Below are 23,745 nucleotides of genomic sequence, written 5' to 3'. Positions count from 1 at the left end.
ATGGGTAGAGAAAAGTAGTTGAACCGATTGGCAGGATTAGTTTATGGGAAGTTGACGATTACAATCCCGGTAGCCTGTATTGAGCAGACCTGTTATGTAGTCTGTAGGTACAGCTGGCTGTATGCTTTTATGGGGCATAATAAGCCTTTTGTAGCCAGTATTCTTGTAGACTGGAAACCTTAGCCCGGCACCAGGAGCCTACTTATGTCCGGAAATTTTCAGGAAAATGCATTTCACAGTCGGCAGGTGGAAACATTTTATACGGGGAAACGTTATGTTGACAAAACCGGATCAGTGTATTACCTTTGCTACCATCAACCCGGTCAGCAGGTGGTGCTTTCTTAAAGGCAACGCTCCATAGCTACGACAGACTGTCCGTTTTCCCAAACGTTTTGATAATCACCAAGTCTGGCCCCACCAGACCTTTGTGTTTGGATCAAGTAAACTACTTCCAGTTAACCTGTTTTCATTGCGTACTTAAGCAACCCTGTTAGATTCAGATCGGTTTGGCATTTGACCCCTCTGTTCGCTTTTCAACCCGAAGCATTGCCTTTCACGATAGGCGTTACCTGCTTCTTATATACCAAACTCTATCATTACCGCCAGTAAATTGGCTTCTCCAAGGTTTACTGCTAACCTGCACTTATGTATAATATTGAAGAATTGAATGCAAAGCTCCTCTCTGAGCTTCGTCCCATTGCCGATGAATTTGGTATTCGCGACAATGCCAAATTCCAGAAAAAAGAATTGATTTACGAGATACTGAAGAAACAGTCGGTCATGCCCGGCCCTGATGTCGTTGAGGGAGCCGCTCCAGCCCCGGTCGCAGAGGAAGCCCCCCGTCGTGGCCGGCGCCCCAAGGCAGTACCCGCTACTACCGAGCCTGCGCCTGAACCCGTAACCCCTGTCGCATCAGACAGTGCACCCGTCTCCCGTCCGGCAACCGATGGACCTGACAGCAGCCGGACCCGTCAGCGTGTTCGGCGCGATGCCGGTGCGGCCGATATGCCAGCCCCTACCCCCGAAGATGGCATGACCTCCGCGGATCAGGGCGCTGCCGCCGAAACAAAACCAGGTACGTTCCCAGCCGACGCTGAGCCTTTACAACAACCTGAAACGAAAACTCAGCCTGCCGATGAGCAACCTGTACAGACTGACGTTCAGCCTGTAAATGGTGTCTCAGAACAACAGGTGCCCCGTTCAAGAAACGAGCGGGAAATAAATCCACGGACTGAAGTAAACCGCCAGCAGCGCCCACTGCGGTCTGACGGGAACCAGCCGGCGGGGCGCGATGGTGCAAATAATCGGCAACGCACAGATACTAACCGGGATGGCGCACAGCCACGTCGGGACCGGCTGGACCGGCCACGCGAAGGCAGTGAATCGTCAAATCGACCCATATCTGCCGGTCAGCGCCCCCGCACACCGCGTGTGGTATCCGACGAAGCGCCATCAACCTTTGCTTCGCGGCCAGACGAAGAAGCGCTGACACCAACTGTTCTATCAGAAGATAATGCTGGAAACAGGCAATCTGAAGAAGCTGTAGTGACAGATTCCTCGGTTGAAACGGATGCCCAGCCAGGCCAAACGCAGGAAGGCGAGAACCAGCAACAGAGCGATCAGCCGCAAACCGGCCAGCCGTCGCAGCCGCCGTTGAATCAGCCATCGCGGGAAGCACAGGAATACCAGAATCGCATTCGTCGCCAGTATAACCAGCATATCCGTGAATTCGATGGTATCATCGACAACGAAGGTGTTCTGGAGATTATGCAGGACGGCGGCTATGGTTTTCTCCGTTCAGCCGATTACAACTACCTCGCCAGTCCGGACGATATTTATGTATCGCCCTCACAAATCAAGCTATTCGGTCTGAAAACCGGCGATACCGTACGCGGAGCCATTCGTCCACCTAAAGAGGGAGAGAAATATTTTGCCCTATTACGGGTATCAACCGTAAATGGCAAAACAACGGAGGAAATTCGGGACCGGATTCCGTTCGAGTACCTGACTCCTCTATTTCCCGAAGAGCAACTTCACCTGAGCAACCGCCCCGAGAATTATTCGTCGCGGGTGCTGGACTTGTTTGCGCCAATCGGAAAAGGACAGCGCGGCATGATCGTGGCCCAGCCTAAGACGGGTAAAACGGTGCTATTGAAGGAGATAGCCAACGCTATTACGCGTAACCACCCGGAAGTATACCTCATCGTGTTACTCATCGACGAGCGCCCGGAAGAAGTGACAGACATGGCCCGCAGCGTTAACGCAGAGGTTATTTCGTCGACCTTCGATGAACAGGCCGACCGGCATGTGAAAGTATCGAGCATGGTGCTTGAAAAAGCTAAACGTATGGTCGAATGTGGCCATGATGTGGTTATTCTGCTCGATTCGATTACCCGTCTGGCCCGGGCCTACAATACCGTTGTTCCATCCTCGGGTAAGATTCTGTCGGGTGGTGTGGATGCCAACGCCCTCCATCGGCCGAAGCGGTTCTTCGGGGCTGCCCGTAACGTAGAGAATGGCGGTTCGCTAACGATCATTGCCACAGCCCTGATCGATACGGGCTCCAAAATGGACGAAGTGATTTTCGAGGAATTCAAAGGCACCGGCAACATGGAACTCCAGCTCGACCGTAAACTGGCGAACAAACGTGTATACCCAGCTGTCGATGTAATGGCTTCAGGAACGCGCCGGGAAGATCTGCTGCTGGATAAAGAAACCCTGCAACGGGTATGGATCCTGCGCAAACACATGTCTGACATGAACCCTATGGAAAGTATGGATTTTCTGCTCGACCGCATGAAAGGTACCCGAAACAACGAAGAATTCCTGATCTCGATGAACCGGTAATTCGACATCGTTCTTCTACACACTTTAAAAAAAGCCTGAACATCACCGTTCGGGCTTTTTTTATGAGCCTGACTGAATAATTGGTATGACCTGTATGCTAGAAGAAAGCTTCCCTACCTGATTTTCAAATCACTATCCCAGGTATTTTTGGCTTTACTTGTTCAAATACATTCCGGTAGTTCACTTGGAATAATTACCCTGCTTACTTTTGTTAGGATATAGGTAGTAGTTGTCGCGTTTAGCCTTTATAAGAGGGTAATGTACCGGGCCGATAGGGGTCCAAGACGAGGGTCAGAAGTAGCCAGTTCCTGCCCTTCGATAGTAACGGATCGGTTGGCATATCCAGACGCACACCTACATGAGGGACCTAATTCAGTATGCGATTCCGGGCTTTATCATCTTACTCGTTGCGGAGGTCATCCTGACCGCCAGGCAGCAGAAAGATTACTACGACGTCAAAGACACGGCCGGAAGCCTGACCATGGGCATCGGTAACGTGATCGTGGGAATTGTGGGGAAAATGATCGTCTTCGGCACGTATTCTCTCGTCTATCAATTTCGGCTGTTCACCGTCGATATGACGCAGGTATGGGCCTGGATAGTGCTGTTCTTCGCCGATGATTTCAGCTATTACTGGTTTCACCGGATCAGCCATAGCAGCCGTTACTTCTGGGCGTCGCACGTGGTACACCACTCCTCGCAGAAGTACAACCTCGGCACGGCACTACGCCAAACCTGGACGGGTACCCTTTCGGGTGCTTTTCTATTCTGGATCTGGCTGCCGCTGGTCGGCTTTTCGCCCATTGCGGTTATGACGATGCAGGCGGTCAGTTTACTGTATCAGTTCTGGATTCATACCGAACACATCGATAAACTGCCCGCCCCTATCGAGTATATTTTCAATACGCCATCCCACCACCGGGTGCATCATGGGTCAAATCTGGCCTATCTGGACAAAAACCACGCCGGTATTCTCATCATATGGGACCGGTTGTTTGGTACGTTCGCTCCTGAACAACAGCGTCCAACCTACGGGCTGACCACCAATATCGATTCGCATAACCCCATCAGAATCGCCTTCCACGAGTGGACAGCTATCGGGCGGGATGTAAGCCAGGCCGGGTCCCTGCGTAACGCACTGGGTTATATCTTCGGTCCGCCGGGCTGGAGTCACGATGGCAGCCGACGAACCACGAAGCAGCTAAGAAACGAGGAACAAAAAAAGTCCGGCGTTCTCACCGATTCGATCTAGTGTTAGAAATCCTCGGCCCGATAAGCCGTTGAAACAACCCGGTCCCAGTCGGGATGGCGTTTGATATAAACGGATACAAACCGGCAGAGCGGCACAATTTTCAGATTATTCCGGTCGATATAGTCCAGAGCACCTTTTACCAACTGTGAGCCTATTCCCTGACCTTCCAGGCTAGGATCTACTTCCGTATGAACTAGAGCAAGCGTTTCATCATCGACCTGCGTGTAGTTTATGATGGATACTTTATCACCGGTTTTCATCTCAAACCGGTGATGATGGCGATTATCCGTAACAACGGAACCGTCGGTCGGGCTGTCGGACATTTTCATACCTGTATATTTGTTTTTACGACTGTGTCTTACTTCTACGTACTGCATTACCGGCTCATTTGTTTAACTTGACACATCGGGTCGTTTCAATTTTCAATGGGGCGCTCAGCCAATGGCCTTACCTACCCTGGCGGTTGTAAGTAGGTGGTAAAGCCCTTAATTTTCGACTCAGTCCTCCTGTCCCCCTCTTATGAACCGACTCGACCGTTTGACCGCTATTCTCATCCACCTGCAAACCAAACGGGTTGTGCGAGCGCAGGAGTTGGCTGACCGGTTTTCCATAAGCCTGCGCACCGTTTACCGTGATGTGCGCTCTCTGGAAGAAGCGGGCGTCCCAATCGGCGCAGAAGCAGGCGTTGGCTACTTTCTGACCGATTATCACCTGCCCCCCGTATCGTTCACCAATGCAGAAGCCAGTGCTCTGCTCCTGGCGGGAAAACTAATTGAAAAATGGGCCGACAAATCGATACGCACTGAGTTTGAATCTGCCCTGTATAAAATTAAATCGGTGCTGAAGCAACCGGACCAGGAGCACCTTAACGAACTCGATGAACTGATGCACGTGTCCAGGCCAGAAATCCGGCAGCCCTATTCCGATACGTTACTGACTACCATTCAACGGGCCATTGCGCAACAGTATATCCTTGATATTATATACCATTCGAGCTATAACGATGCTGAAAGTCGGCGCGAAGTCGAACCTGTTGGCCTGTATCACTACAGTATGGCGTGGCATTTGATTGCCTATTGCCGCATCCGTCAGGACTATCGTGATTTCCGGGTCGACCGCATTCGTGAACTCAGTGATACTGGGCAGCAATTTGCCCGCCACGAACGGCTTTCCTTACAGCAATACCTCAACCAAATCAAAGCCAGATTTGACAGGCCGTCAGCCGTAGTAACGGTGGTTTTTGAGAAGGCAATTGTACGCCATCTGCACGAACAAAAATATATATGGGGGTTTTTGGGTGAGGAAGACCTGGGAGATCGCGTTCGAATTCAACTTAGTACACCTTACATCGACGGGCTGGCCCGCTGGCTTCTCTCTTACGGAAAATTCGTTACTGTCGAAGAGCCAGAATTACTGGTGGAAAAGATGCGTGCCCTGGTTAACGAAGTTCGCCATCATTACCGTCAACCAACCTTGATTGACGTTGACTAATTCGCTTGGGCCATCCCAGATTCCCTAAACGTTTGTATCTGCCTGTTGCCCGGTTTCGTATATTCCCTACCGGCATGAACACACGGCAACTCTATTCGCTTCAAAACAGCTCGTTATTTAGTAGTATTACCTAATGCGCTGACTACAAGCGCTCCCTGCTCCCCAGCCTGTAACATTGGCAAAATGAGCAACCGTTTAGTTAATATTCTATAACTATAGACTAACTATCAAGTTTATATGTCGTTACATTAAACTAAACGTTATGAACCATTTTTTCCCTGATTCAATGCTTCGTTTTACGCAATGGAGCCTCGCCCTTACATTACTGGCTGGCCTGACACTATCGTCATGCGAAGATCACCGAATTGCTCTGCCAGGGCAAAGTATCCAGCCAACCGGACCTAAGCCTGACTTTGCACCTACCATCAGACCTCAAATGCAGGCTGTTATCGAAGAGCTTCAACGCCTGAATCCTGTTCCGCTTTATCAACTCTCGACGGAGGAGGCCCGTAGCCAACCGACGTTCAAGGATGCCTTAAACGCTGTACTCGACAAAAATAACATTGCTCCTCCCAAAGCAATGGTTACCAAGAGCGAGCGTACCATTCCAGGTGCCAATGGCACACCAATCAGGGTTGTCCTCTACAGACCGGATGGCGCATCTGCCACTGCCCCGGTCATTGTTTATTTCCATGGTGGAGGCTGGGTAATTGGTAGCCCCGAAGTATATGAGTATTCGACACTGGCACTTGCTCAGAACACAGGGGCAATTGTTATGTCGGTCGATTACCGGCTGGCTCCTGAAAACAAATTCCCAACCGCTCATGAAGATGCCTACGCAGCCTATAAATGGGTAAAGGAAAACGCAGCATCTATTGGCGGAAATGCGGAGAAAGTGGCGGTTGCGGGGGAGAGCGCTGGTGGAAACATGGCGATCACGGTAGCTATGATGGCCCGCGACCGGGGATTGGGTTTACCTGTTCATATTTTGTCGGTGTTTCCGGTAGCAAACAATGATCTGTTTTCACCGTCTTACAACCAATATGCAAACGCCGTTCCTCTTAGCCGTCCCTTAGTCCAATGGTTTGTGGAGCGCTATTTCAGAACGCCCGCCGATGGCGATAGCCCCCTGATTTCCCTGACGGATGTGGCTAACCTAAGCGGTTTACCCCCAACCACGATCATTGGGGCAGAAATTGATCCGCTGCAAAGCGAAGGAATGGCCCTGCGGGAAAAACTGAAATCTGTTGGCGTACAGGTTACGTATCAACTCTACGAGGGCGTAACCCATGAGTTTTTCGGCATGTATGCAGTTGTCCCGGAAGCTGCGCAGGCACAGGAGCTTGCGGCCGTTCAGTTGAGAAATGCGTTCAAATAGTTAAACCCGTTACTCCCATGACAGAACAGCCCGACACTCACTGAGTATCGGGCTATTCTGTTAGGGGAGACTATGGTAAATTGTTCCTTACTGGTGATCCATCCCTCCGCCTTTCTTGCAGCAACTGGGCAACTTGGCATATCCTGCTTCGTCGGCCAGCACTTCTTCGGCGTCGTACCCGGTTTTGCTGATGTTTGCTTTCAACTTGGCAACATCGGTTTTGGCAGGGTTATATTTAATGGTCACTACTTTTGACTTGACGTCCAGTGTCGACTCTTTGACACCTTTCTCAAAGGCCAGATTTCGCTCGATGCGGGCTTTACACATCCCACAAATGGCTGATGTTTTGATCTTTACTTCTTTCTCTTTGTCATCGCGGAGCGATATGCCGGCAAAGCTGTTGCCGAAGATCATCAGCGACGTAAGGGCGGTTAGAAATAGGTTCCGTAACATGGTTGTAGATGGTTTATGGTTTACTGATAACGAAAAATAGATATTAATGGTGCCGTGTCTTATGCCCTTTCATGCCGCTCATGGTCATAAGTGAAGGCGATAGCCGAAGGTAAACCTGCCCGGACACGGGTGTTTTGCCGTAAATCGGTTGCAATAATCGATCCATAGCAGCACCTGTTACCTGAGCACCCAGCACCAGATCACTCCCGTATTGCTGAGCAATCCGATAGTTCATACCTAACGTCAGGTTGTTTATGGTCAAAGGCTTATGACTATCAAGTCCGGGAATACCGTCGAAAAAGGGTAAGCTAAGCTCCTCGGGCGACTTCCCTACATTTTCATACCGGCCGTAAAAAGCAACCCGGTCAAGTTGAAGACTACTTTCGGCCAGGAATCCATTCTCATTAATGCCATCGTGGGAATTCTGTCCCCAGACCAGCGCCGACGTTACATAGCGTCCTTCCCGACCCAGTCCTTTACTGTGCAGTACCGAAGCCGTTGTCCTGATAACATCCTCCTCCGGATGGCTTTCTTCGGGACTCGTCAAGAATCCCTGCGAGAACTGGACTGCCAGCGAAGGCGACGGGTTTACCGACACCCGATAAGCGTAACTGTCGAAACGGGGTTGGTCAAAATCATACCGATTTTCGTCAGGCTCGCGCCCCTTGAACGTTGACCCCTCGACCTTAATCCATTTATACCGAAACCCGGCCGTTGCCACGCCGAAAAGGATGTGAGTGGCGTCCTGCCAGTGGTGACTTAAGGGTGCATCGGGGTTATTGAACGACGAAATGCGGTGCATAAAAGCCGGTGGCCCTACCGCCGGCTCGCCAGGATAACCCACATACGCATAAACGTCGATGTCTTTGCTGAATGCGTGGGCGTAACTAACCGACAATTCGGACACCAGATCATGGGGGTGCTGCCGGTCGATGAGTGGCTGGCCTTTGTAGGTTTCGCCCGTCTGGAAGAGCAGTGGGTACCCACCATTGCTTACCGTAAGCGGGTCGAGGGACAGCATGGCCCGTACCTGAAACAGACCCCGTTGGCCTACCTTTCGCTGGGCCATGCCCATAACCCAGTTGGGGGCTCCCAGTTGCCTATCCCGCCCCCGTCCGCCAGCATTATTGACATTCTGACTCGTGTAGCGCAGGTAGATGGCATAGTGCAACATATAACTCCAACCACCGGGTTTAACCGGGTGACGCATGTAGGCATACATGGGTGTGTTATCGGGGTGCCACGTCGTACCTGATCCGTTGCGATTCATCGATAAATTACGAGAGAGCGAATGCGTCATTCCCATGGTGGTATCCATCGTCATGCCATCGTTCGACATACCCATGTTCTCCATGGAGGGGTCCTTACCGCCCGACATGTCCATTCCATGCATCGAATGGTCCATGGGTTTTATCGTGTCGGCTGGTTGTTTGCCGCTGGCGGGTGTCATCTGGTGGTGCTGGTGTTGCCCCAGCGCGACGGTCGATACCCCCAACAACACAAACAGTTTTAGTTTTTTCATACCGTTGATTTTGTTGAATAGATTAAATTGAAGCAGTCAGCACTGACCCAGCCTGCTCCCACACGCAGAGCACATGGTCGTTGCTCAATCGGAGTAATTTGGGGAAGCCACCCTCGCCAATAGACCGGGGCTGCGTTTCCCCCGGTGCCAGAATCCATACGTGGCTATCGCGCTGAAAGGCGATGTAATCCCCTTTTTTAGTACTGACAATTTTGGCATTCCTGCCGGTGCCCACTTCCGTTTCAGCCTGGCCAGGGCGAGCCGTAAACAGCTTATCAGACCGTCGCCAGACGGTTGTGACAGGCCCGTCGGGAGCCATATACACACCACCACCATCCATAGGGCAGGCATTGAGTTTCCAGGTACCAGCGCCCAATTTTTCGGCCTTCCCGAACATATGCCCGCCGTCGGACGATCGAAGCAGATACATATCCCGCGAACCGGCCATTGAATTCCGGAACATCACCGCCACCGACCGGCCCTGGCACACGATAGAGGGCTGGCAACACTCACAGATAGTTCCTGAGGGTGATTCATAGACCAGGCGGTTTGCCGACCATGTCCTTCCCTCATCGGTTGAGTGAGCGCCCATCAGTTTATTTTGCTGATTGCCCCGCAAATCAAGCCAGATGGCCATAAAAGAATCATCAGGCCCGGCCGTTAAGGCAACAAATCCTTCTTTAGCCATTTCAGGCTCATCAGTTACATGTACCGGCTTTTGCCACCGACCGGTTTTACGATCGAGGGTATACCCCCAAACATCGCCCCCCTTGTCGATGGCTGTTATTACCACCGAGCGGGTAGTTGCAGCAATCTGAGGACCGCGCGATGCGCCCAGATGCAAACCGAACAAGCTGTCTACAACTGCCGGACGCGAGAAGGTATGTCCATCAGCCGAGGTCGTGTAATAGATTAGTGCTCCCCGGCCGAATACTACATGGACAGCCCCGGCAGGGTCCGTTACCGCCGATGGGTGCATGCCCGTACCGATAACATGACTCGTGTCTGCCGGACTTAACACGTTCATGAAAAATAAGACGAATAGGCTGTAAAGCTGTGCCATTGGCTGGGTTAGGAATTAACGTCAATTCAAAAGTAAAGGATAGGGAAGTGACACCCAGACCTGTCTGGAAGGCACCTCCCCGGTATCCCTTAGGCGTTGGCCATCTGGCGGCATTCTTCGGCGCATTTGCGACAGGCTTCAGCGCAGGCTTTGCAATGGGCATGGTGGTCAGCGTGCTTTTCGCACTCAGCCGCACAAGCGTCACACGCATCGGCACATAACTGTATGAACTGGCCCATAAACTGCGAACCCCGTGCTTCGAGCCGTCCGCAGAGTGTACAAATGTCGGCGCAGTCACGGCATAATTTGATACAGGCCGTCATATCATGACCTTTGCTATCTTCATCGCCCATTTCCAGGCAGGCTGTCACGCAGCGTTCGCAGGCTTCAGCACAGTCAAAGCAGGTATCGCTGTGCTTGTGGTGATGTTGTGTCGTTTCCATAATCTTATTGAGTAAGCGATGTAATGACCATTATTGGTCAACAAAGTAACCGCCTGATGCTCGTTCGGTTTTTACACAATTCGGGTCCGTCTGTACGAATAACCGGCCCTTAGATCGAATCCAGCGGTCGACGGGCATTGAGCGCCAGTTTCTTGAACTGACCGGGTGTTTGTCCGGTTACCTGCCGAAACTGGTTCGACAAATGCTGCACGCTACTATAGCTCAGTCGCCAGGCCATCTCGGTCAGCGTCAGCTCGTCATAGCGAAGCCACTCTTTCACCTTTTCGATTTTCAGCGCAATGGTGTATTTTTCTACAGTCTGACCTTCGATACCCGAAAACAGGCCACTCAGGTAGGAATATTCGTATCCAAGTTTACGCTCCAGGAACGCCGAATAGTTTTCGGTAGGCAAACGATCGCCTTTCAGGTGATTTACTTCATTGATCAGCAGAGCTTTCATATGCTCAACCAGCGCGTGTTTCCGGTCGTCGATCAGTTCGAACCCTCCTGCTACCAATACCCGCCGAACATCGTCGAGCGTAACCCCGGGCGGCAGGCCGTCGACCTCAACCTCACCCAGTTCGACCCGATGCATCGTTAGACCCATCGCTCCGAGATCGTCACGAACAGCCCGCTTGCAGCGGTCACATACCATGTTGCGAATAGTGAGGATCATCAGCGTATCGGTTTGAAGCGAAAACCCACATATACCATCCGGCCCGTTACCGGCCCCCACACTCTCGATCCTGCGTCAAAATCGGCCCCAAAAGGATCATTGGCCGCTACGATGGGCGTTTGCTGCCGAAAGCCCGTTAGGTTCTCTCCCCCAATGTATATTTCCCAACCGCTCACGAAAGCACGGCTAACCTGAGCGTTGAGGTTATAATAACCCGGGGAGTATTCCAGTGGGACAACGGTATAATCAGCTCCTGTTCCAGCGCGCAGATACGGAATCCGACGGGGTCCGTTCCACTGTAGGGTTGCGTCGAATTTCCATTTGTCGAAAGGCAGTGCATACCCTACGTTCAGCAGGAACCGGTCGCGGGGGATCATCATACGGGGCAATAACAGCGTGTCTTCAGACGGTACGCTCATACTTTGACGCACATCAAACAACCGGTAGGCCAGTTTCACATCCATCCGGCGGATGGGCTGGTAATTGAGTTCGGCCTGAAAACTGTTGGCGAACGATTTACCATACAGGTTATGAAAATGGATTTCGCGGGGGTGCTCGATATCCACAAAAAGCTGCTCCCGGAAATCGGTGCGGTGATAATCGAGAACGAGTGATGCTTTCTTCCCGAAAAGGGTAAAATCGTTGGTCAGGCTTCCTCCATAATTCCATGACACTTCGGGGCGTAGCTGGGCCTCATTGATGACGACACGCGAACTAACGAGATAGCCAAAGTTTTCGGCCAGGAAGTTAGGCACCCGGAAACCGCGTCCGGCCGATGCCCGCAGAGTCAGGTTTGGACTTAGATCATACTTCAGGTGAGCCCGTGGCGTCCATTGTGGACCGAATAGATTATGGTAATCAAACCGTCCGCCCAGCACAACCGTCATTTTTTCGGGGTAGGTGTAGGTATACTCGGCAAAAACACCCGGTACCGATTCCGTGCGGTTCGTTTGCAGGGTACCCAGCTGTTCCCTGTAATCATCCAGCAGGTAGCTAAGTCCCGCCTTATAGGTATGGTTGGTTGAGCCAATAATGTTCTGATAGATCAAATTGGCATATATCGTCCGCTGTCGGCCTGCATAGGGTTTAAAGCCGAAAAGGGCAGTTTGTTCGTGATTCAGCCCGTTCAGAATAAGACCCAACCCTTTATAAGGCTGATCGGGATACAGTCGGGCCGTTTTGGAAAAGAACTCCAGCCGCTTTGTCGTGTTGCCGAAACGGTACCTCGATGGACCAAAACGGGATAGCTGCCCGCCGTTGCGGTCCTCATAAAGCGCTTTTACACCAAACTGAGCCATAAACCGCTCCCCGTTGTACTTGTAGCGATTGATCGCATTGATCTGGGTATAAAGCGGCAGGTCGCGGAAACCGTCCTTATTCTGATCAGTCTCTTTTTGCAGCGTACTGGCATGGCCCAATACCCCAACACTCCATTTTTTGTTGATAGGCTGAGACCAGTTGAGATTACCTTCAACCCGACCGAAACTGTTTACGTACCCGTTCACGAATAATTTATCGGGCGAGTCTGGCTTTTGCAGTTCGATGTTCATCTGCCCACTCATCGACTCGTAGCCATTGACGACCGAGCCAGCTCCTTTACCCACATCGATACTCGTAATCCAGGTTCCGGGGATATAGTTAAGGCCGAACGTGGTCCCTAATCCCCGAACGGTCGGGATATTTTCGACGTTGGTCTGAACGTATTGCCCACCCAGTCCCAGGAACTGGATTTGCCGCGCGCCCGTTACCGCATCGGCATAGGACACACTTACCGATGCATTCGTTTCGAAACTTTCGGACAGATTACAGCAGGCGGCCTTCGCCAGCGTCCGCTGCGTGATAAGTTCTGTCTGGATTGGGTTGATACGGTCGATTTGACCGGGTGCACCGGAAACGGTCACCTCCTGTAAGGTCCGTTCAGCACGCAGAGTTACATTTAGCGTGACAGTGGGATCAATAACCAGCAGTGTATCAGCCTGATAACCCACATAGCTAATGACCAGCTGGTTTACTGAGGGATGAGTAGCCAGCTGAAAACTACCGATAGAATCCGTAACGGTTCCAGCCGATGTACCGAGCCACAGCACAGTGGCTCCCGTAAGTGGTGCCGGTTTACCATGGAGGGTTTCACTGATTCGCCCCCGTACGGTTGTGTTGACGTTGGTAACAGAGTCGGCGGACGATTTGATAGAACTGGAATCGGATTGGCCCAACACTGACTGGTTGAACCCTGCTGTTAGCAACAACAGCAGTATCCATAAAGAGATAAAGCGCATGATTTTGTTGATTAATGGAAAACACAGGAAGCCCATGTCCTACAGACATCGGCAATATGAATTCAATCAACAAATCAAAGGAGAAGACACCGGTCGAGGGTCAGGATTTCGCGCCCGGACGGAGAAGGGGGCGCTTCAACGAGCGAAATGGAAGATGACTCGCGGTCAAAGGTCCACTCGATAAGGTAAGCAATAAGCGTTATGACCCCCGCCATCACTGTTTCAGTGACGGTTTTAACAAACTTGGCAACGAGCTGACTCAGCGACGATTGGGCATCAACATTTTCAAAGCTGCTTTCATCCTGGCAGCAGTTGGATTTGTCGATAGACGTTTGCGGGGACGTCATGGGTTGACCATCGATCGAGCAACCCACTTTCGTTTTGGTGTCGCTAAACGCAACGACCAACATTTTTTTCTTACCGCGCATCTGGCACGAATGTTCAACCAGACCAAATCCCGTACTGCTCAGCAGCACAACACAGGTCATCAGAAGGTTAAACAATTGGAACAGCTTGCGTTTCATAATGGGTCAAATATCAGCATTGAACAAATTCAACACAAGTATTCGCCCCAGAAATAGGCGAATTATGTACTAATCGGCGGTAATTATACTCATCCGATAACGATCCGTTATCGGATGAGTACCTATAGGTTCAATCATGCATTTTCTGTTTCGCGTTCAGCTACCTCGCTGATTGGGCGCAGATTACGCTTCTCTTCTTCATTAAACGGGAAAATATCCAGAATTTTCGTTGTATTGACGTCCGTAATCTCGTAGGGATCAAGCGCCGTTTTCAGACTCGTCTCAATGAGTTCATACGCTTGCTTGGGGGTTTCGGCATTGACCAGCATCAGGCTGGGCGTTTTCTTCTGCTTGCCGGTCTTTTCGTCTTCAGTGATGAACATGGCCTTCACCTTATACCAAATCTCTCCCCCCTCTTCATTATGAAAGACGTCGGCGAGTTTCATACGCGAGATATCGGTAATTTCAAAGTCGGGTGTATTGGCAGCGATCTCCTGATAGAGCCGGGCTTCCGCGTCGGTGTAACTGACAGCATCGACCAGATAGGCCTCCGTAACCGTTTTCTGCTTAATAAATTCTTCGTTGCGCGTACCGACGGTTGCGTCGTCAATAGGTTGCTGATAGCGGATTTTTCCGAGGAACCAGTTAGGCATTTTTAAAGGATTTGATACGTATTTAGAACAAAAAATGAGCTACAAAGGTGCCGAAAAAACCTTAATTACCAGTGCTGGTTTGCTCCGGTAACCGGCAGCCGACTATCGAGATATTAACGGGTGATATCAGCCCGATACGGCACTGAAAAAAAACTGGGAGGTGGCTGAACCAAAGTGCACCATTTAAATGTATATACATTAAATACTCATACATCAAATAACCGATCATCATGGAAGCTCAAGCAATTACCGCCACTACCTGGGTTATAGACCCTACCCACTCAGAAGTCCAGTTTAAAGTGAAGCACCTTATGGTTTCGACCGTAACGGGTTCGTTTGGCCAGTATGAAGGTCAACTGATCATGAATGGGGATGACTTTGAAGACGCCAAAATCAATTTTTCGGCTGACATCAGCAGCATCAGCACCAATAACGAGCAGCGGGATACACACCTTAAATCGGGCGAGTTCTTTGACGCCGACCAGTTTCCCCAGCTTACCTTCGCGTCAACCGGCATGAAAAAAACGGGCGACGATACGTATGAATTGAGTGGTGATCTTAGCCTGCACGGCGTAACCAAACCCGTAATCCTTAAAGCAGAATATGGCGGTCAGATGCAGGATTTTCATGGTCAGACCAAGGCTGGTTTTGAAGTAACCGGTGTCATCAAGCGTAAGGAGTATGGCTTGACCTGGGATGGCGTTACCGAAGCCGGTGGTGTGGTGGTGAGCGACGATGTTCGCCTGATCATGAACATTCAAGTGACCAAACAAGCCTGACTTTAAGTGACCGATACCGGCCCTAGCCGCATCAATTAACATGAAAAGCCCCGCCTGAAACGTTTCAGGCGGGGCTTTTCATGTTAATTGTTCAACTTATAGAATCAAACCACTTCTTCGCAACATCGCTTTAGGCGACGGTTCACGGCCCCGGAACTTCTTGTAGAGTTCCATCGGCTTTTCGGTACCGCCTTTCTCCAGTACGTTTTTGCGGAAGCTATCGGCAGCCGTTTTGTTTTCCAGACCACCTTTCTCTTTGAAGAACTCGAATGCATCGGCGTCCAGTACTTCACTCCACTTATAACTGTAGTAGCCAGCCGAATACCCGCCCGCAAAGATGTGCGAGAAGGCCGGACTAACCGCTACCCCTTTCACACGGGGAAATAGGTTCGCTACCGAATCGACACGATTTTCGACCTCTGTAATACTCTCACCCGTCGGCTTTTGACCGTGGTAGTACATATCGGTCAGGCCAAGCCGTAGCTGCCGGAGGTTAGCCAGACCAGCCAGGAAGTTCTGGCTCGCGCGGATCTTCTCGATCAGTTCATTCGGAATAACTTCGCCTGTCTGGTAATGCCGGGCGAACAGCTTCAGGGCTTCAGGATCGTAGCACCAGTTTTCCATCACCTGCGAAGGTAACTCAACAAAATCGCGGGGAACACTCGTACCGCTCAGGCTTTCGAAAGTACCGTTGGCCAGCATACCGTGCAGTCCATGACCAAACTCGTGGAACAGCGTTGTGACTTCATAGAAAGTCAGCAGGGAAGGTTTGGTATCGGTTGGCCGGGTGAAATTACAGACGTTCACGATGTGCGGCCGGATGTTGGTACCGTTCTCTACTTTCTGCCCCTGAATATCGTTCATCCAGGCTCCGCTGCGCTTCCCGGCGCGGGGGAAGTAGTCACCGTAAAATACCGCCAGAAACTTGCCATCCTTGTCGAATACATCGAAGGTTTTCACCTCCGGGTTGTAGACGGGAATATCGGTGCGCTCTTTGAAGGTAATACCATAAAGTTTATTGGCAACTGTAAAAGCACCGTTCAGCACGTTATCCAGTTTGAAGTAGGGCTTCAACATTTCATCGTCGAGGTCGTACTTCTCTTTCTTCAGTTTCTCGGCATAATAGTTATTGTCCCAAACCTGTAGCTTGTCATCGGCAAACCCATGCGCTTTGGCGTAGGTTGTCAACTCAGCCAGCTGCCGTTCTGCTGCCGGGCGGGCATACGTCACCAGCTCATCCAGAAACGACTGGACCTTATCGCGCGAGCCAGCCATACTTTCCTCAAGTACAAAATCGGCGTGGGTTTTATAGCCTAACAGATTAGCCCGCTCATAGCGCAGGTTTACGATCTTCTCAATAATGGCCGAGTTATCGTTTTTATCGCCGTGGAAACCCCGGCCATTGTAAGCCATATACAGTTTCTCGCGCAGGCTGCGATTGTCGGCATACTGCATGAAGGGGCCATAGCTGGGGGCCTGCAGGGTGAAAACATACCCCTCTTTGCCTTTTTGTTTGGCCGTTGCTTTAGCGGCTTCCCGCACAAAATCAGGCAGACCGGCGAGGTCCTTCTCATTCGTAACGGGCATCATGAACTCATTGGTTTCGTTGAGTACGTTCTCCCCAAACTGAAGCGATAACTGCGACATCTCTTTATCGATAGCCCGCAGCCGCTCTTTACCGGTGGCATCGAGGTTAGCGCCATTTCGGGCAAAGCGTTTGTACGCCTTTTCCAGCAGCATCGACCGCTCGGGGTCGAGTTTCAGACTGGCCCGCTGGTCATAAACCGACTTGATTCGGGCAAACAGTTTCTCATTCAGCGTGATGTCGTTGCCATACTCGCTCAGCATCGGCGAGGCTTCTTTCACGATCTTCTGAAGCTCAGGCGTTGTTTCGGCACTATTGAGGTTGAACAGCACGGATGTTACCTTACCCAGCAGATCACCGGCCCGTTCGAGCGCGACAATGGTGTTTTCGAAGGTGGGTTTATCCGTACTGTTAACAATAGCAGCCACCTCTTTCCGGCCCTGGGCAAGCCCTTCGGTCAGGGCAGGCAGGTAATCCGTGTTTTTTACTTTGTCGAACGGGGCCGTCTGGTGGGGTGTCGCATAGGCCGATAAAAATGGATTTGGGCTCATCTTGGGTTGTTGGGGCGAGGGTTGCGCAACGGCCGACAGGGTCGCTGCCACCAGCAATACGCCAGTTTTTTTGATTCGTTGATGTGATAACATACAGTTCTGAAGGATGAGTTTCCCCGAAAAATACGAAACAAACTGTGGCGGGTCAACTTAATCCATCTGGAACGGGCTGTAAATGGGCTAAGTGGTCGTTAGTTACCCGGACAGGCAAAAAAAACAGCCGATCCGATATGGATCGACTGCGTCTCCTTTATCTGTGACCAACTGGTAGTTAGTACCCGTATGGGCCGTAACCACCCCCTCGCCCATTTCCGTAGCCACGCCCATTTCCACGACCGGGGCCGCGTCCGGCAACGCGCTCATACGGACGCATTCGTTCAATAACCCGGTCACGCTGGCGAGCGTCGAGCACAGCCATCATGTCGAAGAATTCGCGCTGGCGCAGTTGACGAACTACATCCCGCTGCCGTGGGTCGCGGGGGTTGATCGACCGGGTCTGCTGGTCGAACCGATCCCGAACCCGGCGAATCTCCCGCTCCTGCCGACGGCTCAGATTCAATTCCCGATCCCACCAGTCGAGGTGCCGGTCAAACTGATAATCGTCGTAATCGTAGTTGTAGTTCGGCTGTCCATAATTCGGATCATAGCCTCGCTGCTGCTGCGGATAGGTATTGGGCTGAGGGGCTGGGTACCCATATCGCTGCGCCATGGCTCCGGTCGATACTAAGGCAATCAACATAGCGGCCGTCATCAGTACTTTTTTCATGGTGGTTGTTATTTTCAGGTTGTATTTGGCTCTTGGAACAACCGCCCATGAAATGGTTTAACTTATTCTGGAAATAAATCTATCGAGTTCCGGCGTCTCCTGGGTGAGCTATTTTGCGTACTCGATGCCCGTAGCAACATGTCGTTTGATGTCCCGGATTCGATCGTTGAAATTCAAGGTGGGGAAGTCTATGTGGGGCACCAGCGTAGCTTCCAGATAGCCCATCACCAGCTCATCGTGTGGAATACGCTTTCCAGTTTCTACACTGACGTATTTCGAGGTTACCCAAAGCACATTTTTTAAGTGCGTTTTAGCATCGTCTGTCATGTAATACTCGGTTACGGTTGTGTCTTCATTGACATAGATTAACCGCGACATGATGCGCACCCATTCGCTTACCTTCGCTGGCCGGACATAGGCGATCTGGTGCTGGTAAATTACCCAGCTGGTCTTTAGTTCATGGAAGAGCTGACCGGGGTTGAAGTCATATAACTTAGCCACCTGATCTTCCCGTGCATTAAAGTAATAGTCGAAGTATTTAGCGTTATTGAGGTGTTGAAGCGGGTCACAATCCTGAAATCGAATAATCGTCCGTGATTCGGTTTCGGTCGGGTAGCTGCGGTTAGGGTCGCGTTTGAACATAGCATGTCGTTTTTTATTCCTGATATCACAACTTAAAAAAGGGATCGTCGGTCCGATCTGTTTTCATAAAATTCCGCTTAAATCCGTTTCTACGAGTATGTACAGTTCGGATATTTGCGTTAGTTCAATAAAATCAGTGTTTTATTCAAATCAACAGCTTCCATGAAATCCACTCGCTTCCTAGTGCCCCTTGCTCTCCTGTTCATTGCTTTAGTTTCATTTGCGCCTAAAGCTGACTCCGATGCCGTTGTAGGTACGTGGTTGAATGGCACCAAAAAAGGGCACGTTCAGATTTATAAACAAGGAAATACCTACCGGGGTAAACTCATCTTCCTCACCGAACCGAACGACCCCGCCACCGGTAAGCCCAAAACAGATATCAAAAATGCAGATGTGTCGAAACGAAACCGTCCGTTGATCAACCTGCCCCTGATGTACAACTTCAAATTCGATGGGGGAAACGTCTGGACTGATGGCAAGATATACAACCCGGAAGACGGAAAAGAGTACAATTGCAAGATGACCCTCAAAGACCCCAATACCCTCGATGTGCGTGGTTATGTAGGCATTTCACTGCTTGGCAAAACCCAGACCTGGACAAGGATTAAATAAACAGTCGGTGAGTTGGTGAGTCAGTCAGTTGGTGAGTCAGTAGCTGACTAACTGACCGACTCACCAACTCACCGACTCACCGACTCACCAACTCACCGACTGGCTGACTCACCAACTCACCAACTGTTCATGACAATTATCATCGGTGCCGGTCCGGCGGGTTTAGCGATGGCTGGACAGCTGGCACATCGCAAACGCCCGTTCGTAGTGCTGGAGGCCAGCGAATACATTGGCTTTTCCTGGCGTAACCACTATGACCGGCTCCATCTGCATACGGTCAAACAATACTCGGCCCTGCCCCACCTTCCTTATCCCGCTACCTACCCTACCTATGTATCGAGATTGCAACTGGTTGAATACATGGAGCAATATGCGGTCCATTTCAACATAAAGCCCCTCTTCAATCAACACGTAGTCAGCATCAGGCGAACCGCCACGGGCAGGTGGCAGGTACAAACCCAAACCCAGACATTCGAAGCCGAACAGGTAATCGTATCCACGGGGTACAACCGCATCCCAAACAAACCGGAACTACCCGGCCAGCAGGCGTTCAGAGGTATTATCTGGCACAGTCAGGAATACCGAAACGGAGCACCGTTCCGGGGTGAGAACGTTTTGGTGGTGGGAATGGGCAACACCGGTGCTGAGCTGGCGCTGGACTTGCTGGAGCATGGCGCAAACCCCTGTATATCGGTGCGTGGGCCGGTTAACATTGTCAAGCGCGACATCATGGGGAAGCCAGCTCAGCCGACAGCCATCATCCTGAACAGGTTCCCGAACTGGTTTTATGACCTGGTGACAGGTCTGTCGCAGAAAATGACCGTTGGCAACCTGTCCCGGTATGGGTTAGGAAAACCCGACCATCCGGCTTCCTTCGATACACGCCGGGGCAAGATTCCAGTCATTGATCTGGGCACCCTCGATCAGATCAAAGCGGGTCGTATTACGGTCCTGCCCGGTATCGAGCGGGTCAATACAAAAACCGTGAGCTTCACCGACGGCCGTGAACTTGCCTTCGATGCCATCATTCTGGCTACAGGTTACCGGCCGGGCCTTGCCCCCATCCTCGGCCCCGACCTGTCGGACCGGATTCTGAACCAGCGCGGCTACCCGAAACAGTTATGGTTCGATCAGCCTGAATTGGAAGGCCTGTACTTCCTGGGCTTCACCACACCCCTGACCGGTATCATTTACAATCTGACCATCGACTCAGAGAAAATTGCCCGGCATGTCGCCAAAAACAATTCGATTCCAGCCTAGTTATACAGAAGCAGTCACAGCGATTGTTTATATCATTCAACGTTAAAACACTACTACCATGAACGAGACAACTTTGAAAGGCGGCTGGAACGAACTGAAAGGCAAAATCAAACAAGCCTACGGCGACCTGACCGATGACGATCTGACCTATACGGAAGGTAAGGAAGACGAAATGTGGGGCAAACTCCAGCAGAAGACGGGTAAAACCAAAGACGAGATCAACAAATCGATTGCCGAATTATAAGCAATCCTATATAAGAGTAAGGCCGGAGCTACCAAGCTCCGGCTTTTTTTATGGTCCAAAATCGATGGTTTGCCTGCTCTTTTTTCCGCTTCGTGTAAATAGGAAACGCCAGGTCTGGCTAAACGGCTTCCTTTGGGTATCAATTCACGATACGCATGAACCGGCTTTCTCTTCTCTTTCTTTTGCTGTTTTCGATGCCTGCTGGGGCGCAGACAGTCGTAACGAACGTGCAGGAGGTTCTGGCGCTGGCCCGACGGAACAACCCTGATCTGGTCAATGCCCGTCAAAACCGCCTGGTTCAGGAGCAGCAGCGGGCCGCCACCCAGGCCAGCCTGATGCCTGCCGCCCGGCTGTTTACCAATTTCGATTACAACTATGCCCTTCCTGTCCAGTTAGTTCCTGCCGAATTTCTAGGTGGTCGGCCGGGCGAATTCCGCGAGTTTCGGTTCGGGCTTCCCTTTTTTCTGACAGCCGGTATTGAGGTGAATGTCCCTATCGTTAACCGCCCGGCCCGCGCCGATCGGGGTATAGTGGGGCAGAATCTTCAGATCATCGACGACCAAAACCTGGTGTTGCAGGACGAGATTTCGACCCAGATCGCCCGCATTTATCATGCTGCGATACTAACCCGTTCGGCCATTGCTATTACCCGACGTAACCTGCTGGCTGCCGACACCCTCTCACAGATCGCCCGTCAGCGGCTCACAAAAGGGTTGATCGAACCACTGGAATACAACCGTATCCGGGCGGTACAGCTTACAACGACCGATGTGCTGTTTCAAAACGAACTGGCCTACGTTCGTAACCTCAACCAGCTCAGGCTATTACTGGGGCTGGCACCCGCTGATAGTCTCCATCTCTCCGAGGATTTATCAGACCGGCCCGTTCCGGAATCCTTACCCGTTATCAATACCGTAGAACGCCCGCAAGTGACGCTCCGGCAGGCCCGGCTCGATCTGGCCCGGTTACAACTCGACCGCGAGCGCCTTCAGCGCTGGCCTACGCTGGCGGCATACGGACGGTATACCCAGCAGGCACAACGCAATCAACTCAACTTTCTGAACCCCAATGAGCGCTGGTTTACCATTGGTGTTACCGGCCTGCAGTTCAATTGGGCGATCTATTCCGGCGGCTTGAGAGCCAATAACCTGACCCGCGCCCGGCTCCAGCTTAAACTGGCAGAAAGCGAACTCGCCTACGAACGCAACCGTCAGCAGACCGATACCGACGATGTCCGGCAATCGTATAATCAGGCCCTGCGTTCGCTGGAACTGAACCGGCAGAATTTTGAACTCAGCAACCAGAACGTACAGATCGCGCTCGTAAAGTACCGGTCTGGTCTGTTCGCTTACGATCAGTACCTAAACGTGTTCAACGAGGCTTTGTCGGCTCAAAACCGGTTTCTAACCAATCTGTCGAACGTATTCATCAACCAGACGATCCTGCAACTAAGACATGGTCAGTAGCGGTACTATGATTCCACAACTCATGAAAGCTCTCCTCTGTATTACCAGTATACTTTCCGGCCTTATCCTGACGTCCTGCAACCGGAAGCAGGAGGAACGCTCCCCTACCTATCAGGCGCTGACGGAAGCCGTTTATGCTTCGGGTAATATTTTCCCACGCAATGAATACACAGTCACAGCCGATGCTACCGGCGTATTGGAGCAACGGCTTGTCAATGAAGGGGATACTATCCGTAAAAATCAACTCCTGTTCGTACTTGAAAGTGCAACCCAGGACGCTCGTCAACAAGCGGCTGCCAACGCTTACCGGCAGTCGAGGGCTAACCTCGGTGCCAGGTCGCCCGTGCTGGCAGAGCTGGAAGCCCAGGTGCGTAACGCGCACATCCGGCTTACCAATGACTCGGTCAACTACAACCGCTTTCGTGAATTATACGCGCAAAATGCGACATCCCGCGCGGAACTGGAACGGGCGGAACTGAACTATACGCTGTCGCGCAACAACCTGCGTGCTCAGCAAAATACCCTCCTGCGCAGCCGCGACCAGATACGGCTCGATGTTGAAAATAACCGGAGTCAACTCGTTACGTCGGAGGTCGCGGGCAATAACACACGCATCCGCAGTTTTGTCGATGGCAAGGTCTATGAAGTCTATAAGGACCCCGGCGAAGTTGTCCGCTCCGGTGAGCAACTGGCGCTGGTGGGCAGTGGTACTCAGGTTTACGCCCAGTTAGCTGTCGACGAAAGTGACTTCGGCCGCATTCGGCCCGGGCAGGACGTTGTTATCAAGACCGACGCCTACCCCGACAAGGTTCTGAAAGCGCGCGTACGAAAAATGTATCCCAAGCTAAACCGCAGTGACCAGTCGTTTCGGGTCGACGCGGAGTTTGTGGGCGACAGTCCGGCATCGTATTACGGTCTTACGGTTGAGGCCAACATCATCATTAGTCAGAACCGGCGTGTACTGACCATCCCCAAAACGTACGTTGTCGGCAGCGATAGTGTCTGGATCGAGCAGGCGGGCAAAAAGCAGAAGGTGCGCTTCAGAAAGGGAGCAGAGAACTTCGATCTGGTCGAAGTAAAAAGTGGATTGAGCGAAACGACTAAATTACTACTTATTGAGTGAGGGGTTGAGTGAATGAATGAGTGACTAGCTATCACATACAACTATTTACTCAATCACTCAACCAGGCTACGCGCCCCGCTCATTCACTCAACAGGTTACGCCCCCCGCTCATTCACTCATTCGAAATTCACTCAATCCT

22 protein-coding genes are annotated in these 23,745 nt (G+C 51.4%); 10 read left to right on the top strand and 12 right to left on the bottom strand.

Annotated features, from left to right (window positions below; genetic code table 11):
- Window positions 1-645 precede the first annotated feature (645 nt).
- Together rho and FH603_RS01095 are read left to right on the top strand one after the other, a co-directional pair.
- Window positions 646-2,847: a transcription termination factor Rho gene (rho, locus tag FH603_RS01100; protein WP_186735166.1), complete on the top strand. Its 2,202-nt coding sequence runs from the start codon at window positions 646-648 to the stop codon at window positions 2,845-2,847.
- A 358-nt stretch (window positions 2,848-3,205) separates the two neighbouring features.
- Window positions 3,206-4,099, top strand: coding sequence for a sterol desaturase family protein (locus FH603_RS01095; RefSeq protein WP_186735164.1), 894 nt, complete (start codon window positions 3,206-3,208; stop codon window positions 4,097-4,099).
- Between the two features lie 2 nt (window positions 4,100-4,101).
- Here FH603_RS01095 and FH603_RS01090 read toward each other — a convergent pair whose 3' ends face one another.
- Window positions 4,102-4,428, bottom strand: coding sequence for a GNAT family N-acetyltransferase (locus FH603_RS01090; RefSeq protein WP_317171198.1), 327 nt, complete (start codon window positions 4,426-4,428; stop codon window positions 4,102-4,104).
- A gap of 190 nt (window positions 4,429-4,618) precedes the next feature.
- Here FH603_RS01090 and FH603_RS01085 point away from each other — a divergent pair, with 190 nt between their 5' ends.
- Window positions 4,619-5,590: a helix-turn-helix transcriptional regulator gene (locus FH603_RS01085; protein ID WP_186735162.1), complete on the top strand. Its 972-nt coding sequence runs from the start codon at window positions 4,619-4,621 to the stop codon at window positions 5,588-5,590.
- A gap of 262 nt (window positions 5,591-5,852) precedes the next feature.
- A complete protein-coding gene (locus tag FH603_RS01080; RefSeq protein ID WP_186735160.1) occupies window positions 5,853-6,968 on the top strand; it encodes an alpha/beta hydrolase in 1,116 nt (371 codons plus the stop codon).
- Window positions 6,969-7,055: 87 nt separating this feature from the next.
- On the opposite strand, the gene FH603_RS01075 is transcribed toward FH603_RS01080, so the two are convergent.
- The 8 genes from FH603_RS01075 to FH603_RS01040 all read right to left on the bottom strand — a co-directional run bounded on the left by FH603_RS01075 (window position 7,056) and on the right by FH603_RS01040 (window position 14,578).
- Window positions 7,056-7,421 (bottom strand): heavy-metal-associated domain-containing protein, encoded by a 366-nt coding sequence (locus FH603_RS01075; protein WP_186735158.1) that lies wholly within the window; start codon window positions 7,419-7,421, stop codon window positions 7,056-7,058.
- Window positions 7,422-7,464: 43 nt separating this feature from the next.
- Window positions 7,465-8,943, bottom strand: coding sequence for a hypothetical protein (locus FH603_RS01070; RefSeq protein ID WP_186735155.1), 1,479 nt, complete (start codon window positions 8,941-8,943; stop codon window positions 7,465-7,467).
- Window positions 8,944-8,965: 22 nt separating this feature from the next.
- Window positions 8,966-10,006 carry a sialidase/neuraminidase family protein gene (locus FH603_RS01065; protein ID WP_186735154.1) on the bottom strand — a complete coding sequence of 347 codons (1,041 nt, stop codon included), beginning with the start codon at window positions 10,004-10,006 and terminating at the stop codon, window positions 8,966-8,968.
- 89 nt (window positions 10,007-10,095) lie between these two features.
- The gene (locus FH603_RS01060; protein ID WP_186735152.1) at window positions 10,096-10,449 is read right to left on the bottom strand and encodes a four-helix bundle copper-binding protein; all 354 of its coding nucleotides are present in this window, start codon (window positions 10,447-10,449) and stop codon (window positions 10,096-10,098) included.
- A 109-nt stretch (window positions 10,450-10,558) separates the two neighbouring features.
- Window positions 10,559-11,125, bottom strand: coding sequence for an AraC family transcriptional regulator (locus FH603_RS01055; RefSeq protein ID WP_186735150.1), 567 nt, complete (start codon window positions 11,123-11,125; stop codon window positions 10,559-10,561).
- The gene (locus FH603_RS01050) at window positions 11,125-13,401 is read right to left on the bottom strand and encodes a TonB-dependent receptor (protein ID WP_186735148.1); all 2,277 of its coding nucleotides are present in this window, start codon (window positions 13,399-13,401) and stop codon (window positions 11,125-11,127) included. The genes FH603_RS01055 and FH603_RS01050 overlap by 1 nt, the downstream gene beginning before the upstream one ends.
- Window positions 13,402-13,475: 74 nt before the next feature.
- Window positions 13,476-13,925 carry an HYC_CC_PP family protein gene (locus FH603_RS01045; protein WP_186735146.1) on the bottom strand — a complete coding sequence of 150 codons (450 nt, stop codon included), beginning with the start codon at window positions 13,923-13,925 and terminating at the stop codon, window positions 13,476-13,478.
- A gap of 134 nt (window positions 13,926-14,059) precedes the next feature.
- Complete coding sequence (locus FH603_RS01040; protein WP_186735144.1) at window positions 14,060-14,578, bottom strand: DUF4494 domain-containing protein; 519 nt, start codon at window positions 14,576-14,578, stop codon at window positions 14,060-14,062.
- Window positions 14,579-14,808: 230 nt separating this feature from the next.
- Between FH603_RS01040 and FH603_RS01035 the strand changes: the two genes are divergently transcribed.
- Window positions 14,809-15,357, top strand: coding sequence for a YceI family protein (locus FH603_RS01035; RefSeq protein ID WP_186735142.1), 549 nt, complete (start codon window positions 14,809-14,811; stop codon window positions 15,355-15,357).
- Between the two features lie 96 nt (window positions 15,358-15,453).
- Here the strand turns inward: FH603_RS01035 and FH603_RS01030 are convergent, their stop codons facing one another.
- The 3 genes from FH603_RS01030 to FH603_RS01020 all read right to left on the bottom strand — a co-directional run bounded on the left by FH603_RS01030 (window position 15,454) and on the right by FH603_RS01020 (window position 18,901).
- Entirely contained in the window at window positions 15,454-17,586 is a 2,133-nt protein-coding gene (locus FH603_RS01030; protein ID WP_186735140.1) for a M3 family metallopeptidase, read from the bottom strand.
- 178 nt (window positions 17,587-17,764) lie between these two features.
- Window positions 17,765-18,259, bottom strand: coding sequence for a hypothetical protein (locus FH603_RS01025; RefSeq protein ID WP_186735138.1), 495 nt, complete (start codon window positions 18,257-18,259; stop codon window positions 17,765-17,767).
- Window positions 18,260-18,367: 108 nt separating this feature from the next.
- Window positions 18,368-18,901 carry an acyl-CoA thioesterase gene (locus tag FH603_RS01020; RefSeq protein ID WP_186735136.1) on the bottom strand — a complete coding sequence of 178 codons (534 nt, stop codon included), beginning with the start codon at window positions 18,899-18,901 and terminating at the stop codon, window positions 18,368-18,370.
- A 162-nt stretch (window positions 18,902-19,063) separates the two neighbouring features.
- On the opposite strand from FH603_RS01020, the gene FH603_RS01015 reads away from it, so the two are divergent.
- The 5 genes from FH603_RS01015 to FH603_RS00995 all read left to right on the top strand — a co-directional run bounded on the left by FH603_RS01015 (window position 19,064) and on the right by FH603_RS00995 (window position 23,606).
- Window positions 19,064-19,513 (top strand): DUF2147 domain-containing protein, encoded by a 450-nt coding sequence (locus FH603_RS01015; protein ID WP_186735134.1) that lies wholly within the window; start codon window positions 19,064-19,066, stop codon window positions 19,511-19,513.
- Window positions 19,514-19,642: 129 nt separating this feature from the next.
- Window positions 19,643-20,773 carry a flavin-containing monooxygenase gene (locus FH603_RS01010; RefSeq protein WP_186735133.1) on the top strand — a complete coding sequence of 377 codons (1,131 nt, stop codon included), beginning with the start codon at window positions 19,643-19,645 and terminating at the stop codon, window positions 20,771-20,773.
- Window positions 20,774-20,831: 58 nt separating this feature from the next.
- On the top strand, window positions 20,832-21,017 hold the full coding sequence (locus tag FH603_RS01005) for a CsbD family protein (RefSeq protein WP_186735131.1): 186 nt from the start codon (window positions 20,832-20,834) through the stop codon (window positions 21,015-21,017).
- A gap of 155 nt (window positions 21,018-21,172) precedes the next feature.
- Window positions 21,173-22,483 carry a TolC family protein gene (locus FH603_RS01000; RefSeq protein ID WP_186735128.1) on the top strand — a complete coding sequence of 437 codons (1,311 nt, stop codon included), beginning with the start codon at window positions 21,173-21,175 and terminating at the stop codon, window positions 22,481-22,483.
- Between the two features lie 22 nt (window positions 22,484-22,505).
- The gene (locus FH603_RS00995) at window positions 22,506-23,606 is read left to right on the top strand and encodes an efflux RND transporter periplasmic adaptor subunit (RefSeq protein ID WP_186735125.1); all 1,101 of its coding nucleotides are present in this window, start codon (window positions 22,506-22,508) and stop codon (window positions 23,604-23,606) included.
- Window positions 23,607-23,745: the final 139 nt, after the last annotated feature.

The organism is Spirosoma utsteinense, assembly GCF_014282275.1.
GTDB lineage: Bacteria > Bacteroidota > Bacteroidia > Cytophagales > Spirosomataceae > Spirosoma > Spirosoma utsteinense.
The sequence above is the reverse complement of the archived record's forward strand: the minus strand, read 5'-3'. Positions and strand labels throughout refer to the sequence as shown.

Excerpts from the sequence above, each read along its gene's own strand:
- FH603_RS01025 (WP_186735138.1), bottom strand. The coding sequence starts at position 18,259 with ATGAAAAAAGTACTGATGACGGCCGCTATGTTGATTGCCTTAGTATCG.
- FH603_RS01000 (WP_186735128.1), top strand. The coding sequence starts at position 21,173 with ATGAACCGGCTTTCTCTTCTCTTTCTTTTGCTGTTTTCGATGCCTGCT.
- rho (WP_186735166.1), top strand. The coding sequence starts at position 646 with ATGTATAATATTGAAGAATTGAATGCAAAGCTCCTCTCTGAGCTTCGT.
- FH603_RS01010 (WP_186735133.1), top strand. The coding sequence starts at position 19,643 with ATGACAATTATCATCGGTGCCGGTCCGGCGGGTTTAGCGATGGCTGGA.
- FH603_RS01040 (WP_186735144.1), bottom strand. The coding sequence starts at position 14,578 with ATGCCTAACTGGTTCCTCGGAAAAATCCGCTATCAGCAACCTATTGAC.
- FH603_RS01095 (WP_186735164.1), top strand. The coding sequence starts at position 3,206 with ATGAGGGACCTAATTCAGTATGCGATTCCGGGCTTTATCATCTTACTC.
- FH603_RS01075 (WP_186735158.1), bottom strand. The coding sequence starts at position 7,421 with ATGTTACGGAACCTATTTCTAACCGCCCTTACGTCGCTGATGATCTTC.
- FH603_RS01060 (WP_186735152.1), bottom strand. The coding sequence starts at position 10,449 with ATGGAAACGACACAACATCACCACAAGCACAGCGATACCTGCTTTGAC.
- FH603_RS01020 (WP_186735136.1), bottom strand. The coding sequence starts at position 18,901 with ATGTTCAAACGCGACCCTAACCGCAGCTACCCGACCGAAACCGAATCA.
- FH603_RS01080 (WP_186735160.1), top strand. The coding sequence starts at position 5,853 with ATGAACCATTTTTTCCCTGATTCAATGCTTCGTTTTACGCAATGGAGC.
- FH603_RS01085 (WP_186735162.1), top strand. The coding sequence starts at position 4,619 with ATGAACCGACTCGACCGTTTGACCGCTATTCTCATCCACCTGCAAACC.
- FH603_RS01050 (WP_186735148.1), bottom strand. The coding sequence starts at position 13,401 with ATGCGCTTTATCTCTTTATGGATACTGCTGTTGTTGCTAACAGCAGGG.
- FH603_RS01065 (WP_186735154.1), bottom strand. The coding sequence starts at position 10,006 with ATGGCACAGCTTTACAGCCTATTCGTCTTATTTTTCATGAACGTGTTA.
- FH603_RS00995 (WP_186735125.1), top strand. The coding sequence starts at position 22,506 with ATGAAAGCTCTCCTCTGTATTACCAGTATACTTTCCGGCCTTATCCTG.
- FH603_RS01035 (WP_186735142.1), top strand. The coding sequence starts at position 14,809 with ATGGAAGCTCAAGCAATTACCGCCACTACCTGGGTTATAGACCCTACC.
- FH603_RS01030 (WP_186735140.1), bottom strand. The coding sequence starts at position 17,586 with ATGTTATCACATCAACGAATCAAAAAAACTGGCGTATTGCTGGTGGCA.
- FH603_RS01070 (WP_186735155.1), bottom strand. The coding sequence starts at position 8,943 with ATGAAAAAACTAAAACTGTTTGTGTTGTTGGGGGTATCGACCGTCGCG.
- FH603_RS01015 (WP_186735134.1), top strand. The coding sequence starts at position 19,064 with ATGAAATCCACTCGCTTCCTAGTGCCCCTTGCTCTCCTGTTCATTGCT.
- FH603_RS01090 (WP_317171198.1), bottom strand. The coding sequence starts at position 4,428 with ATGAAAATGTCCGACAGCCCGACCGACGGTTCCGTTGTTACGGATAAT.
- FH603_RS01005 (WP_186735131.1), top strand. The coding sequence starts at position 20,832 with ATGAACGAGACAACTTTGAAAGGCGGCTGGAACGAACTGAAAGGCAAA.
- FH603_RS01045 (WP_186735146.1), bottom strand. The coding sequence starts at position 13,925 with ATGAAACGCAAGCTGTTCCAATTGTTTAACCTTCTGATGACCTGTGTT.
- FH603_RS01055 (WP_186735150.1), bottom strand. The coding sequence starts at position 11,125 with ATGATCCTCACTATTCGCAACATGGTATGTGACCGCTGCAAGCGGGCT.